The sequence below is a fragment of the Allobosea sp. 10N428 genome, from assembly GCF_056394545.1.
The window spans coordinates 352,657-365,816 of sequence record NZ_JBFTIC010000003.1 but is presented as its reverse complement, the minus strand read 5'-3'; the positions used below and the strand labels follow the sequence as shown (position 1 = coordinate 365,816).

Sequence of the window (13,160 nt, the reverse complement as noted above, 5' to 3'; positions counted from 1 at the left end):
CACCACGGCTGTCGACTTGTCCTTGGCGTCAACGGCCGATGGCGTCGAGCTTCCAAATTCCAGCCCTCAAACTATACGCGCGAAAGCCGGATTTGTCGCAAGCCCTCTCGCTGATGTGAGGAATGGACACCTGAGCCCCATCCAGAGGAGCCGCCGATAGCCCTCTCCTACAGGATGGGGGCGAGGAGCTTCATCGGGTTGAGCGATCCGGCTGCTGCCCTTCCTCGTCACGGCCTTCTCGCCTAATGCTGTGCCATGAGCGACGCCAAAGACACCGCCTTTTCCGAAACGCCCGTTGCCGAGCTGACGCCGCGCAAGGCGAAGGCCGAGCACAAGCAGCTCGCCGCGCAGGTGCAGGCCGCCAACGACGCCTATTTCCAGGACGATCAGCCGATCATGGACGACGCGGCCTATGACGCGAAGCGTCGGCGGCTGGTCGCGCTCGAAGAGGCCTTTCCCGAGCTGAAGGACGCCGCAGGCGTCAGCGGCAAGGTCGGAGCCAAGCCGTCGGGCAAATTCGCCAAGATCCGGCATCGCGTGCCGATGCTCTCGCTCGACAACGCTTTCTCCGACGAGGCCGTCGCCGAGTTTGCGGGCCGGGTCTATCGCTTCCTCGGTCGCAAGGAAGAGGAAGGCGGCATCGCCTTCACCGCCGAGCCCAAGATCGACGGGCTGTCGCTCTCGCTGCGCTACGAGAAGGGCGTGCTCGTCTCAGCCGCGACGCGCGGCGACGGCGAGGAAGGCGAGGACGTTACCGTCAACGCCCGCACCATCTCCGAAATCCCAGGGACGCTCGCCGGGCCGGACGTGCCGGAGATCGCCGAGGTGCGCGGCGAGGTCTATCTCGGCCATGCCGATTTCGCTGCTATCAACGACCGCCAGCGTGAGAAGGGACTGACCGAATTCGCCAATCCACGCAACGCTGCGGCCGGCTCGCTGCGCCAGCTCGACGCGATGATCACAGCATCCCGTCCGTTGCGCTTCTTCGCCTATGCCTGGGGCGATATGCCGGTGCTGCCGGCACCGACGCAGATGGGCGTGGTCGAGGCGTTCAAGCGCTGGGGCTTCCGCACCAACCCGCTGATGAAGCGCTGCGAGAGCGTCGAGGAGCTGATCGCGCAGTACCGGCTGATCGAGAGCCAGCGCGCCACGCTCGGCTACGACATCGACGGCGTGGTCTACAAGGTCGACGATCTCGCGCTGCAGGCGCGGCTCGGCTTCGTCTCGCGGGCGCCGCGCTGGGCGATCGCGCATAAATTCCCGGCCGAGCTGGCGACGACCGTTCTCGAAGCGATCGACATTCAGGTGGGGCGCACAGGCGCGCTCTCGCCGGTGGCGCGGCTGAAGCCGGTGACGGTCGGCGGCGTCGTGGTGACCAATGCGACGCTGCACAACGAGGATTACATCCGCGGCTTCGATTCCAAGGGGCTGCCGATCCGCGACGGCACCGATATCCGCATCGGAGACACGGTGACGGTGAAGCGGGCGGGCGACGTCATCCCGCGTGTCGAGGCGGTCGATCTGTCGAAGCGGCCAGCCGACGCGAAGCCCTATGAATTCCCGACGCTTTGCCCGGCCTGTGGAAGCCATGCGACGCGGGAGCTCAATCCGCGCACCGGCAAGGAGGATGCGGTGCGTCGCTGCACCGGCGGCCTGATCTGTCCGGCGCAGTCGGTCGAGCGTCTCAAGCACTTCGTCTCGCGCGATGCGATGGATATCGACGGGCTCGGCGACAAGCAGATCGAGTTCTTCCACAGCGATCCCGAGCTGCCGGTGAAGGAGCCGGCCGACATCTTCACACTGGCTGAGCGCGATGCGGCCAACCTCAAGAAGCTCAAGGACAAGGAGGGCTTCGGCGCCGTCAGCGCCAAGAAGCTGTTCGACGCGATTGAAGACCGGCGCCGGCCGCCGCTCAACCGCTTCATCTTCGGGCTCGGCATCCGCCATATCGGCGAGACGACGGCGCGGCTGCTGGCGCGGCATTACGGCTCGTTCGAGGCGCTGCGCGCGGCGGGCATCGCCGCTGCCGACGAGGCCTCGCCCGAGCGGCAGGAACTTGACGCCATCGACAGCGTCGGGCCCACCGTGGTCGAGGCGCTGATCGAGTTCTTCGGCGAGCCGCATAACGAGCAGTTGCTCGACCGGCTGCTCGCCCAGGTCACGCCGCAGCCGCTGGAAGCGGTGGCCTCGGCGAGCCCTGTCGCCGGCAAGATCGTGGTCTTCACCGGCGCGCTGGAACGGATGACCCGCGACGAGGCCAAGGCGATGGCCGAGCGGCTCGGCGCGAAGGTTGCGGGCTCGGTCTCGTCGAAGACGGATTTGCTGGTCGCCGGGCCGGGGGCGGGCTCCAAGCTGAAGGATGCCGCCAAGCACGGCGTGCAGGTGATCGACGAGGCCGGCTGGTTCGATCTGGTTGGCGGATGAGCTGCCGCTACGCCGCGATCAGTGGCGATGAGCGTGCGTTCTGGCACGCGGCACCGCGGTCCGCTGGGGAATGCCGACGACACCCTTGACGCCGCCGACCACGCCGCCGGTGACGCCGCCGACGACGGCTCCGGCCGCGCCGCCGATCGGTCCGGCTGCCTCATTGCCGACCCTGGCGCCTTGAGCGGCGCCGCGCGGTATTCCCTGAGCGTTCGCAACCGTTGCAAGGCTGAAGATCGTTAGCGCCGCAGCGCAGCTAAGAGCGAGAGATTGGATGGTCATGATCGTGATCCCGTTCGCATCGACCGCAGCGCCGGCCTTCCAGCGCCCGGCTGTTCGACATGCAACCGGCGCTCCGGGGCTTTGTTCCGGCATGCCTTCCCCCCGCGGAAATGCTCTCGCTACTCCGCAGCCCCTGCTGATGGCGTGAACATCGCCGCAGGCGGTGCCTCACCTGCCGCGCGAACCTGACCCGGCGCCATGCCGGTGATGCGCTTGAAGGCGCGGCTGAACGAGGCCTCCGACTCGTAGCCGAGGCGCTGCGCCACCACCGCGATCCGCAGCTTGTCGCGGGCGAGCCATTGCCGGGCCTGATGCATCCGGACCTGCGCGACATAGCGGGCCGGGGTCTCGCCGACGACCTCGGCGAAGCGCTCGGCGAAACCGGAACGGGAAGCGCCCATCAGCTCCGCCAGGCTTTCGACGGTCCAGTCGGTCTCGGGATGGGCGTGGACGGCCGCGAGCACCTTGCCGATCTGCGGGCAGCGCGCTGCCGCGACCCAGCCCTTGGCGGCACCGCAGCCGCGCTCGACCCAGGAACGGATGATCGCGGCGGCCAGCACGTCGGCGAGACGCGCGAGGATGCCGCCGGCGCCGACCCGGTCCATCGCGACCTCCTGGCCCATTGCCGCCAGCAGATGCGGAATGCCAGGTTCGTTGGCGATGAAATCGCTCATCCGCATTATATCCGGCATCAGCCGCAGCAGCGGGTGGTCGAGATCGACATTGAAGGTCATGCGCCCGGTGAAGACGAGCATATGCTCGCCAGTGCCACCGCCCTCGACGTCGAAGACATTGCCATAGGCTTCGCGCACCCGGCAATCGCAGGGAGGCGATGCGATGACGTCCGGCGCGCTCGCCAGCACATGGCCGCCGCCGCGGGGCAGGAGCACGGCGTCGCCGTCGCGGAGCTCCAGCCACTCGCCGGCGGGCGTCTTCAGCCAGCAGCCGCCGCGCGAGATGAAATGGAAACACGCCTCGCGGCTCTGCGGGAAGGCGATGCCCCAGGGGGCAGCCATCTGGCAGCGGCTGTAATCGACGCCGTCGAGCCTCAGGCCCCGGAGCATCTCGGTCAGGTGATCTGCCGAAGCTGTCATCGCAATCCTGGACGAACAGTCATGAGATGCGGATTATATAGCATGGAAACTCCATGAGGCCACGCCCATCTTCCGGCCTCCTCATGGAGATACCCATGTCAGATTCTCTTTCTGCCACAGCACTCGACCTCGATGATTCCGCCGAAGACGCGCGCGCAAGACCAGCCTGGGCGGCGGTGGTCTCGTTGACTTTCGGCGTCTTCGGCCTCGTCACGGCCGAATTCCTGCCCGCCAGCCTGTTGACCCCGATGGCCGCCGATATCGGCGTTTCCGTAGGCGCCGCCGGACAGGCCGTGACCGCCACGGCGGTCGTCGGCGCCGTTGCCGGCCTCGCCGCCGCCATCGTGACGCGCGGCATCGATCGGCGCATCGTCATCTGGTCGCTGACCAGCCTGCTGATCGTCTCGAGCGCGCTCGCAGCCGTCGCGACCAATCTGCCGACGCTGCTCTTCGCCCGCGTCCTGCTCGGCATCGGGCTCGGAGCCTTCTGGTCGATGGTGGCGGCGACCGCGATGCGGCTCGTGCCGCCGAGCGCCTTGCCCAAGGCGATGTCGCTGATCTTCACCGGGGTCTCAATCGCCACGGTCAGCGCGGCGCCGATCGGCGCTTATGTCGGCAACCTGATGGGCTGGCGCGTCGTGTTCTGGCTCTCGGCTCTCATCGGCGTCGCGACGCTGGTGATCCAGATGGCGGTGCTGCCGCGCCTGCCGGCGCGCGGCGCGCCCGATATCCGCACGCTGCTGCGCCTGCTCGGCCAACCGAGCATCGCACTGGTGCTGGCGGGGATCGCCGTCGTGATCTCCGGGCATTTTGCCGGCTTTACCTATGTCCGCCCGTTCCTGGAGCAGATTCCGAAGCTGTCGGTCGAGGCGATCTCGCTCGTCCTGCTGGCCTACGGCGTGGGCGGCTTCTTCGGAAACTTCGTCGGCGGGGCGATCACGGCGCGCAGCGCCAAGGCGTCGGTGATCTTCGGCGCGCTGACGATCGCGCTGATGGGGGTGAGTCTGCTGCTGGTCGGTGGATCGCCGATCGCCTCGGCCATCGCCGTCGGGCTCTGGGGCTTCGCCTTCGGCGCGCTGCCGGTCGGCTTCCAGACCTGGATGGTGCGCGTGGCGCCGGAAGACGAGCAGGAGTCGGCCGGGGGCCTGATCGTCGCCGCCTTCCAGGTCGCGATCGCGAGCGGGGCCATCTTCGGCGGCCTGCTCGTCGACGGCTTCGGGACGCTGGGCGTGATCGCCTACGCCACCGTCGCGACGCTGGTCGGCGGGCTCGGCGTATTTCTGCTCGGTTCGAAGAGCCCGGAACGGGCCGGCGCGGCCGGTGCGGCTCACGCCATCTGACGCCATTCCGAAATGACCGAGCATATCGGGCGCGTGATGCGCCCGATCACTTTTCTTCAAGACAGTCGCGCCACGAGAGAGTTTATGCTCGCGCCATGGAAGCAGTCACACAGAGCGAGACATTGGGCCTGGAACCGCTCGTCGCCGGCGAGCGGGCGAAGCTGTTTCCGGCCGAGCGCTTCGACGGGCTGGATTGCCTCGCCGCCACCTTCCGCCGCCATGCCTACGCGCCGCACCAGCATGAGAGCTACGTGATCGGCATCATCGAGGCCGGCTGCGAGACCTTCCGCATCCGGGGCGAGCGGCACTACGCCCGTCCGGGCCATGTCGCCTTCGTCAACCCGCTCGAGACCCATGACGGCGAGCCCTACGGGCCGGGCTACAGCTACCGCATGACTTATCCCGAGGTCGGGCTAATCCGCGAGGTCGCGGCTTCGCTGAGCGGCCGGGACGTGATCGGGACGCCGTTCTTTCCGCAGCCGCTGGTCGAGGACGCCAAGGGGGCTGCGCTCTTCGCTGCCGCGCATCGCGCCATCGAGGATGGCGAGGATCTGCTGGCCGGCGAGGAGATGCTCCTGCGCTTCTATGCGCTCTGCCTGGCGCGCCATGCCGATCTCTCGGTCCGCTCCGTCGGGGCCGAGGGCGGGCCCGTTGCCAAGGCGCGGGAGCTGTTCGAGGCGCGCTACGAAGAGGACCTGTCGCTTGCCGATCTCGCTCGGCTCACCGGCCTGCCGCGCCATCACCTGATCCGTGCCTTTCGGCAGGAGACGGGGCTGACGCCCCATGCCTATCTGGTCGATGTCCGCGTCCGGCGCGCCCGCGAGCGGCTGCGGCGCGGCGAGATGCCCGGCGATGTCGCGGCGGCAACCGGCTTCTGCGACCAGCCGCATCTGACGCGCGCCTTCAAGGCTCGCTTCGGCGTGACGCCCGGCGCCTTCCGCGCCGCGCATACCGGCTGAACCGCCGTTTCGAAAGTATCAGACACATGTCCACGATGCGTGACGACATCAGGCGCGGCCTGAGCGATATCTGGCCGGCTGCGGTGGCGGCGGCGCCGATCGGCCTGCTCTTCGGCGCGGTGGCTGCCAGCAAGGGGCTTTCTCCCTTGGAAATCCTTCTGATGAGCGCCACGGTGTTCGCCGGCGGCGCTCAGTTTGCCGCCGTGGAGTTGTGGGCGACGCCAGCACCGGTCGCTGCGATCGTCTTCTCGACGCTCTTGATCAATGCGCGCCATGTGCTGATGGGGGCGTCGCTGGCGCCGAAGCTGCAAGGCTTCAGCCGGTGGCAGAAATTCCTCGGCCTCTACTACATGGCCGACGAGAACTGGGCGCTGGCCGAGAAACGAGCCCGTACGCATCGCCTCACTCCGGCCTATTGGTTCGCGATGGTCATTCCCTTCGTCGCCGGCTGGCTGGTCAACTCGACGTTGGGCGCGACCATCGGGGCCGTGCTGGGCGACCCGAAGCGGCTCGGCGCAGATTTCGCTTTCACCGCGCTGTTCATCGCGCTCGTCGCCGCCTTCTGGAAGGGGCGGGTGACGTTCTGGACGGTGGTGGCAGCGGGACTCGCATCTGCCGTGACCTATCGCCTTGCCGGTCCGCCCTGGCATGTCGCGGCCGGCGCGCTCTGCGGTTTGCTCGCGGCATGGCTCGCGGCCGCCACAGAGATGCGGCCCGCGGCGCAGGAGGTCGAGGCGTGAGCGTCGATCCGATCAACCTCCTCGCCTTTCTCGGCATGGCGATCGTGACCTATGCGACGCGGGTGGCGGGACTTGCGCTCGCCGGGCGTCTCAACCTTTCGCCGCGCGCGCAGACCGCCTTCGATGCGATCCCGCCCGCCGTGCTGGTCGCCGTCATCGCGCCGAGCGCGCTCGCTACCGGCTGGGCCGAGACGGCTGCCGCCGCGCTTGCGGCACTGGCTGCGACGCGGCTGCCGCTGTTGGGCGTCGTCGCCGTGGGCGTCCTCGCGGTGGTGGCGTTCCGGATGGTGATGTGAGCGAGGTCGTGCTCGCGCGGCCGCGCAGATATTGCGAAGCGCCATACGTTTTCGGCGCATTCGGAAACGCTGGCAAAGGGAGCAGTGTACGCGACCTCAATTGGCCCTCAGCCTTTTGCGGCATTCGCGAGCGTACTCGTCGCGCATATCCCGCATGTGCTCTCGGTCCACCCTGCCAATCCTGCTCGCGGTGATCGCACGGCGGGATTCTTCTCGGCAGATCTCGCGCACACCGTCGCCCCTGCCGCCTCGCTCCCGCGCCGCCGCCGGCAATGACAAGATGGCCAGTACCGCCAGGAGGAATGCGAACTGCAGGTGCATGGCAGATTTCTTTCCATGCCGCTTCGATGCGGCGCAGGGCCAAGATCCAACCATACAATATTGAGTTGCGCACCCCCGTCCAGTGCCACCCTATCCGCGTGCCGGGGCCCTTTCCCTTGAGAGGCGGAAGGTACTCATCACAGCGGCCGGCAGGCCGCCTCCAGCCAGGCTTTCGCCTCGCCCTCGACCAGCGGAGACAATTTCTCCCAGACCGTCGCATGGTAGGCGTCGATCCAGGCGATCTCGCCGGCGTCGAGCATCTCCTTGTCGATCAGTGCTCGCTCATAGGGGCACCAGGTGATGGTCTCGAAGCCGTAGATGGTGCGTTCGGCGCCGGGGATCAGGCGTTCCTCGACGACGATCAGGTTCTCGATGCGGATGCCGTACTCGCCCTGCTTGTAGTAGCCGGGCTCGTTGGAGAGGATCATGCCCGGCTCCAGCGGCGTGACGCCGAGCTTGGAAAGGCGCTGCGGCCCCTCATGCACCGACAGATAGCTGCCGACGCCGTGGCCGGTGCCGTGGTCGAAATCGAAGCCGCCCTGCCAGAGCGGCAGCCGGGCGAAGGCGTCGAGCTGCGCGCCGGAGGTTCCCTTGACGAAGACCAGCCGCGAGATCGCGACATGGCCCTTGAGCACCCGGGTGTAGCGGTCGCGCATCTCGGCCGTGGGCGCGCCGATGACGATGGTGCGGGTGATGTCGGTGGTGCCGTCCTCGTACTGACCACCTGAATCGACCAGGAAGATCCCGGGTTCCAGCTGGCGGTTCGTCGCTTCGCTGACGCGGTAATGCGGCAGGGCGGCGTTGGGGCCGGCGCCGGCGATGGTCGTGAAGGAGACGTCCTTGAGCAGCCCGGTCCTGAGCCGTTCGGCTTCGAGCGCAGCGACCGCGTCGATCTCGGTGAGGTTGCCCTTCGGTGCCTCGCGCGCGAGCCAGGAGAGGTAGTTCGTCATCGCCGCGCCGTCGCGCAGATGGGCGGCGCGGGTGCCGTTCAGTTCGGCCGCGTTCTTGCGCGCCTTCATCAGCGCGATCGGGTCAGCGCCGGCATCCGGCGTGCCGCCTGCCTGGGTGATCAGCGTCGCCAGCGCCGAGGCGGCCGTGGTGGCATCGAGGCGAACCTTGGCCTTCGCGGCGCCGAGCCTTTTCAACTGGCCTTCGAGCGCAGCCGGCGCCGCGATCTCGCCGACCGCGCCGATGGCGTCGCCGGCTTCATTGGTGATCTTCTCGGGCGCGAGAAACACGGTCGGGCGCCCTTCGCGCGGGACGATGGCGTAGCCGAGCGGCAGGGGCGTGTGCTCGACATCGCCGCCGCGGATGTTGAAGACCCAGGCCAGCGCATGCGGATCGGAGACGACGAGGGCATCGACCTTCGCTTCAGCCAGCGCCTTGCGGATGCGGTCGAGCTTCGAGGCGGAATCCTCGCCCGCATACACGGCCGGGTGAGCCTTGACCGGCGCGGCAGGGGCGGCAGGACGGTCCGACCAGAGCGTGTCGATCGGGTTGGCGGCGACGGCGACAAGGCTACCACCGGCTGCGGCGACCGCTTTCTCCAGCTTTGCGACGCCGTCGACCGTGTGCAGCCAGGGATCATAGCCGAGCTTGCCGCCGGCCGGCAGGTTCTGCTCGATCCAGCGCTCCAGCGGCGTCTCCTCCATGCGGACGGGGGTGACGACCGTCGTGTCGGTCTGCGCGGCCGCCTGGATAGTATAGCGGCCGTCGACGATCAACGCGGCCTTGTCGGCCAGCACCACCGCGTTGCCGGCCGAGCCGGTGAAGCCTGTCAGCCAGGCGAGGCGGGCCATATGGGCCGGCACATATTCGCCCTGATGCTCGTCGGCACGCGGGATGACGAAACCGTCGAGACCTTGCGCCGCGAGCGCCATACGCAGCGCGGCGACGCGGCCGGCGACCAGCATGGGGTCGCTGGGCTCGGAGAAGGACTGGAAGCGGCAAGTGGGTARGGTCGATTCGGTCATGACATGGTCCGGCTTTGGTCGCCGCGCGCCCTGTCGGGCACGATAACGGCGATCCATGTAATCGTTATCGCACCGGATTCCTGCGAAAAATGGATTTCACGATCGGTCCGATGCGAGATCGTACGCATCGTCGCGCTGCATCGGCTAAAGCGCCAGCGCAAATACGCCGACAGGCAATGCCCGTTTCCTGACGCCGTGCTGCCTTGACGGTTCGCATTGTGCCGATTGGTTATGCAATGAACGCAAATATTAACGGATATGGGCGCGTTTCATGCGTTTTGTGCATATCTCGCATATGCGAGCATGGCTTCTCGCAACTGCGAAATAGTCCCACTTTAGTGGCATAAGAGAACGAGGAAGCGACCGGGACTGTCCTTCGTTTTTCGGAGATAGACCCATGACCTATGTGCTAGACAATGCCGATGTGCTGCCCGTGGCAGTGGTGGCCGAAACCAAGGCCCGCAAGGCGGACCAGCCGGGTGTGATGCAGCGCCTCTATGCCGCGCTGATCGAGAGCCGCAAGCGCTCCGCCGCTCGCGAGCTGCGCGCCCGCAACATCCTCGTCAACGAGGCAGAGATCGTGCTGGGCGGCTATCCGTCCGCGACACTGTCGAGCGACGCTTCGCTGCCTTTCAACCGCTGAATTTCCGGCCGCTGCGGCCAGACCGCGCGCCGATAAACATCGAGGATCAGAAACATGATCGCCATCATCAAGCATGTCGCCGAACAGATCGCCGACGCCGCGAAGTTCGCCGCGGCCGTCTGGCACGACGCCCGCAGCCTGCAGGCCGAGGCCGAGCGCAAGTATGGACATATCGGCTTCTGAAGCCGGACGCGTAACGACCTCGCGCTTCTAGCGGCATCGGATCGGAAGCGGCTTCCGCTTTTCCGGTTCGTTGCCCTGGCGCCGGAGGTCAGGCAGGGCGGCGGAGCCTCGGGGCTGCGCCGCCTTTTTTCATGACCAGCGTAGCCCAGCCTTCGCGCAGCGACTGGCTGACGAGATAGATGCCGTGGTGCCGGTAGGCCGAAGCCACCCCGGCGACATCCATGCCGAGCAGACCGGAGAGGATCAGTGTCCCGTCTCGCGAGAGTACGCGCGCGATCGAGGGCGCCAGCTGCCTCAGCGGCCCGGCCAGGATATTGGCGAAGATGAGGTCGAAGCGGCCGGGGCGGTTGGCCTTGGCATGGCGCAGGCCCGGCGCGACATAGAGGTCGAGCGCGTTGGGCGCGTGATTCAGCCGGGCGTTGTGGGCGGAAACCTCGACCGCGATGGCGTCGATGTCCCCGGCGACGACCTTGCGCTTAATCTGCTTTGCCAGCGCCAGCGCGAGGATGCCCGTGCCGGTGCCGACATCGAGCCCGTGGCGCGGGCGGCGCTTCTTCAGCTCGGCGTCCAGAGCCAGCAGGCAGCCCGAGGTGGTACCGTGATGGCCGGTGCCGAAGGCCAGCGCCGCCTCGATCTCGATCGCGACGTCGTTGACGCGCACGACATCCCGGTCATGCGCGCCATGGACGATGACACGGCCGGCGCGCACGGGCTTCAGCCCGTCGAGGCTCGTCGCGACCCAATCCCGCGTGTTCACGGTGGTGAAGGGCGTCGCGTCGACGAGTTCGCCGACGATCGGCCTGAGCAGGTCGCGCACCGCCTCCTCGTTCGGGTGCTGAGCGAAGTAGATCTCGACCTTCCAGGGCGCGTTCAGCGAAAGCGTAGTGACGCCGTCCTCGATCTCGAAGGCCGAAATCGCGGTCTCGGTCGGGTCGAAGATCTCGCCGAGCAATTCGGTCAGGGCCCGGGCCTTCTCGCCCGAGGTGGAGAGTTCGAAGACGGTCGCAACCGTCGCTGGCAGGAGGCCTTCGCGCATGCGGTGGCATTAGCAGCGTGGGGCGAGGTTGTCATGCGGTGCGATGTGGGGTCGTCATGGTCGGGCTTGACCCGACCATCTCGGAATGCAGCACCTACTCGTCAGAGATTCCCGGGTCGCCGCTGCGGGGCGCCCGAGAATGATGGCCGAGTCAACCGTGCTGTGCATTCAACGCCGCGAAGACCTGGTCGAAAGTGCCGGTGGCTTCGGCATAGCGCAGCGGCTTGCAACGCTCAACGATCACTTCTGCGGCATCAGGCCGGGTTTCGAGGATCGTCATCACCTCTGCGATGAAATCGGCGAGCGGCATCGCGGCGGGATCGACGGCCTGCTGCGCACCCATCAGTTCGGTCTGCACATAGGGCGGGGCGATCTCGATGACCCCGACCGAGGTATTCTCGAGCTGCTCGCGCAGGCTGATCGACCAGGAATGGATCGCCGCCTTGGTGGCGCTGTAGGTCGGCGTAACCGCAAGCGGCACGAAGCCGAGGCCGGAGGAGACGGTGAGGATCGTGGCGCTGAGCTGCTTCATGAGATGCGGCAGGAGCGCGGTCGTGAGGCGGATCGGCCCGAGCAGATTGGTCGTAATCGTTTCCTCGGCGATGGCGATGTTGTCGGCGGCCGGGACATTCTCGGGCTTCATGATGCCGGCATTGTTGAGGATGGCATTGAGCTTGGGAAAGCGCTCGACGACCTGTCGGGCGAAGGCTTCGATATCGGCCTTGTCCTGGATGTCGAGCAGCATCGAGGCCATGCCGGGATTGGCGGTGGTGACCTCGTCGAGGACGCGCTCGCGCCGGCCGGCGATGATGACCTGATTGCCCCTGGCGTGCAGCGCCTCGGCGAGCGCCCGGCCAATGCCCGAGCCGCCGCCGGTGATCAGGATGGTGTTGCCTGAGATGTTCATGGGAAGCCCTCTTGGCAAAGCCCGGTTGTGGTTGCTCGCATGAGGTGGCGTCATTACTCTTCAAGGGAAAGAAGGCGCCAAAAAGTGGTATACGCACCAAAAGGAGAGTGTCGGATGCAGGCGATCCGAACCGCGATGGCGGCGATGCATGCGCGCAGCGAAGCCATTCCTCCGATCAGCCCTGCCGTGGAGTCGCTGGTGCGGCAGGTCATCGCGCAGGTGGCGGACAAATGGACGATGCTGGTGCTGGAGGCGTTGGAAGAGCACGGCACGCTGCGCTTCACCGAGGTCGGGCGCATGGTCGGCGGCATCAGCCAGAAGATGCTGACCAAGACGCTGCGGGAAATGGAGCGCGACGGGCTGGTCATCCGAACCGTCCATCCGGTGATCCCGCCTCATGTCGATTATACGCTGACCGAACTCGGCCGCGAGCTCAGCGCAGCGTTCTGCGGAGTCTGGGTCTGGGCCGAGACCTATTATGGGCAGGTCTCGGCGGCACGGAAGGCGTTTCGCGAGCGGGAAGGCGGCGCCTGAGCGCTCACAGATCCTTGGTCAGGTAGACGCGGGTCGCGCCGGGCGGCTTCGGCGCGATCTCGCCGAAGACCTGCCATCCCAGCTTCTTGTAGAACTCCGGCGCCTGGAAGCTGATGGTGAAGAGCACCGCCTTGCTGCAGCCGCGCCGCCGGCCTTCCTCCTCCGCCAGGGCAAGAATGCGGCTGCCGGTGCCGGTGCCGCGCAGGCTTTTCGGCAGGTAGACGAGATCGATGAAGAGCATGCCGAGCGAGGTGCGCCCGACAAGCCCGCCGATCGGCTCGCCGGTTTCGGGATCGGTGACGCGGATCGTCAGATCCTGCCGGTCGTGCAGGCCGATCTTCTCGTCGTTGTAGCCCTTCAGGCCGTTGGAGAGCACTTCGCGAAGAGCCTTGTCTTCGGCGTCGGTCAGATCGATCTGGGGAATCATG

The 13,160-nt window shown here is 67.0% G+C and carries 14 protein-coding genes; 8 read left to right on the top strand and 6 right to left on the bottom strand.

Annotation, left to right across the window (positions count from 1 at the left end; genetic code table 11):
• Positions 1 to 255 precede the first annotated feature (255 nt).
• A complete protein-coding gene (gene ligA, locus AC1DDA_RS12055) occupies positions 256 to 2,424 on the top strand; it encodes an NAD-dependent DNA ligase LigA (protein WP_476795912.1) in 2,169 nt (722 codons plus the stop codon).
• Between the two features lie 18 nt (positions 2,425 to 2,442).
• On the opposite strand, the gene AC1DDA_RS12050 is transcribed toward ligA, so the two are convergent.
• On the bottom strand, positions 2,443 to 2,706 hold the full coding sequence (locus AC1DDA_RS12050; protein WP_476795911.1) for a hypothetical protein: 264 nt from the start codon (positions 2,704 to 2,706) through the stop codon (positions 2,443 to 2,445).
• Positions 2,707 to 2,825: 119 nt separating this feature from the next.
• Entirely contained in the window at positions 2,826 to 3,800 is a 975-nt protein-coding gene (locus tag AC1DDA_RS12045; protein ID WP_476795910.1) for an AraC family transcriptional regulator, read from the bottom strand.
• Between the two features lie 95 nt (positions 3,801 to 3,895).
• On the opposite strand from AC1DDA_RS12045, the gene AC1DDA_RS12040 reads away from it, so the two are divergent.
• The 4 genes from AC1DDA_RS12040 (at position 3,896) to AC1DDA_RS12025 (ending at position 7,135) form a co-directional block, all read left to right on the top strand.
• Positions 3,896 to 5,140 carry an MFS transporter gene (locus AC1DDA_RS12040; RefSeq protein ID WP_476795909.1) on the top strand — a complete coding sequence of 415 codons (1,245 nt, stop codon included), beginning with the start codon at positions 3,896 to 3,898 and terminating at the stop codon, positions 5,138 to 5,140.
• A gap of 95 nt (positions 5,141 to 5,235) precedes the next feature.
• On the top strand, positions 5,236 to 6,099 hold the full coding sequence (locus AC1DDA_RS12035) for an AraC family ligand binding domain-containing protein (RefSeq protein WP_476795908.1): 864 nt from the start codon (positions 5,236 to 5,238) through the stop codon (positions 6,097 to 6,099).
• A 26-nt stretch (positions 6,100 to 6,125) separates the two neighbouring features.
• Complete coding sequence (locus AC1DDA_RS12030) at positions 6,126 to 6,839, top strand: AzlC family ABC transporter permease (RefSeq protein ID WP_476795907.1); 714 nt, start codon at positions 6,126 to 6,128, stop codon at positions 6,837 to 6,839.
• On the top strand, positions 6,836 to 7,135 hold the full coding sequence (locus AC1DDA_RS12025; protein WP_476795906.1) for an AzlD family protein: 300 nt from the start codon (positions 6,836 to 6,838) through the stop codon (positions 7,133 to 7,135). The genes AC1DDA_RS12030 and AC1DDA_RS12025 overlap by 4 nt, the downstream gene beginning before the upstream one ends.
• A gap of 458 nt (positions 7,136 to 7,593) precedes the next feature.
• Here the strand turns inward: AC1DDA_RS12025 and AC1DDA_RS12020 are convergent, their stop codons facing one another.
• Positions 7,594 to 9,429 (bottom strand): aminopeptidase P family protein, encoded by a 1,836-nt coding sequence (locus AC1DDA_RS12020; protein ID WP_476795905.1) that lies wholly within the window; start codon positions 9,427 to 9,429, stop codon positions 7,594 to 7,596.
• Positions 9,430 to 9,826: 397 nt separating this feature from the next.
• Here AC1DDA_RS12020 and AC1DDA_RS12015 point away from each other — a divergent pair, with 397 nt between their 5' ends.
• Both AC1DDA_RS12015 and AC1DDA_RS12010 read left to right on the top strand, forming a co-directional pair.
• Positions 9,827 to 10,072: a hypothetical protein gene (locus tag AC1DDA_RS12015; RefSeq protein ID WP_476795904.1), complete on the top strand. Its 246-nt coding sequence runs from the start codon at positions 9,827 to 9,829 to the stop codon at positions 10,070 to 10,072.
• A gap of 54 nt (positions 10,073 to 10,126) precedes the next feature.
• Positions 10,127 to 10,255 (top strand): hypothetical protein, encoded by a 129-nt coding sequence (locus AC1DDA_RS12010; protein WP_441513813.1) that lies wholly within the window; start codon positions 10,127 to 10,129, stop codon positions 10,253 to 10,255.
• Between the two features lie 88 nt (positions 10,256 to 10,343).
• Here AC1DDA_RS12010 and AC1DDA_RS12005 read toward each other — a convergent pair whose 3' ends face one another.
• Together AC1DDA_RS12005 and AC1DDA_RS12000 are read right to left on the bottom strand one after the other, a co-directional pair.
• Entirely contained in the window at positions 10,344 to 11,291 is a 948-nt protein-coding gene (locus AC1DDA_RS12005; RefSeq protein WP_476795903.1) for a 50S ribosomal protein L11 methyltransferase, read from the bottom strand.
• A gap of 151 nt (positions 11,292 to 11,442) precedes the next feature.
• Positions 11,443 to 12,198, bottom strand: coding sequence for an SDR family oxidoreductase (locus tag AC1DDA_RS12000; protein ID WP_476795902.1), 756 nt, complete (start codon positions 12,196 to 12,198; stop codon positions 11,443 to 11,445).
• A 114-nt stretch (positions 12,199 to 12,312) separates the two neighbouring features.
• Between AC1DDA_RS12000 and AC1DDA_RS11995 the strand changes: the two genes are divergently transcribed.
• Entirely contained in the window at positions 12,313 to 12,732 is a 420-nt protein-coding gene (locus tag AC1DDA_RS11995; RefSeq protein ID WP_476795901.1) for a winged helix-turn-helix transcriptional regulator, read from the top strand.
• A 4-nt stretch (positions 12,733 to 12,736) separates the two neighbouring features.
• On the opposite strand, the gene AC1DDA_RS11990 is transcribed toward AC1DDA_RS11995, so the two are convergent.
• A complete protein-coding gene (locus tag AC1DDA_RS11990; protein ID WP_476795900.1) occupies positions 12,737 to 13,159 on the bottom strand; it encodes a GNAT family N-acetyltransferase in 423 nt (140 codons plus the stop codon).
• Between the last annotated feature and the right edge of the window lies 1 nt (position 13,160).

Excerpts from the sequence above, each read along its gene's own strand:
- ligA (WP_476795912.1), top strand. The coding sequence starts at position 256 with ATGAGCGACGCCAAAGACACCGCCTTTTCCGAAACGCCCGTTGCCGAG.
- AC1DDA_RS12050 (WP_476795911.1), bottom strand. The coding sequence starts at position 2,706 with ATGACCATCCAATCTCTCGCTCTTAGCTGCGCTGCGGCGCTAACGATC.
- AC1DDA_RS12045 (WP_476795910.1), bottom strand. The coding sequence starts at position 3,800 with ATGACAGCTTCGGCAGATCACCTGACCGAGATGCTCCGGGGCCTGAGG.
- AC1DDA_RS12040 (WP_476795909.1), top strand. The coding sequence starts at position 3,896 with ATGTCAGATTCTCTTTCTGCCACAGCACTCGACCTCGATGATTCCGCC.
- AC1DDA_RS12035 (WP_476795908.1), top strand. The coding sequence starts at position 5,236 with ATGGAAGCAGTCACACAGAGCGAGACATTGGGCCTGGAACCGCTCGTC.
- AC1DDA_RS12030 (WP_476795907.1), top strand. The coding sequence starts at position 6,126 with ATGTCCACGATGCGTGACGACATCAGGCGCGGCCTGAGCGATATCTGG.
- AC1DDA_RS12015 (WP_476795904.1), top strand. The coding sequence starts at position 9,827 with ATGACCTATGTGCTAGACAATGCCGATGTGCTGCCCGTGGCAGTGGTG.
- AC1DDA_RS12010 (WP_441513813.1), top strand. The coding sequence starts at position 10,127 with ATGATCGCCATCATCAAGCATGTCGCCGAACAGATCGCCGACGCCGCG.
- AC1DDA_RS12005 (WP_476795903.1), bottom strand. The coding sequence starts at position 11,291 with ATGCGCGAAGGCCTCCTGCCAGCGACGGTTGCGACCGTCTTCGAACTC.
- AC1DDA_RS12000 (WP_476795902.1), bottom strand. The coding sequence starts at position 12,198 with ATGAACATCTCAGGCAACACCATCCTGATCACCGGCGGCGGCTCGGGC.
- AC1DDA_RS11995 (WP_476795901.1), top strand. The coding sequence starts at position 12,313 with ATGCAGGCGATCCGAACCGCGATGGCGGCGATGCATGCGCGCAGCGAA.
- AC1DDA_RS11990 (WP_476795900.1), bottom strand. The coding sequence starts at position 13,159 with ATGATTCCCCAGATCGATCTGACCGACGCCGAAGACAAGGCTCTTCGC.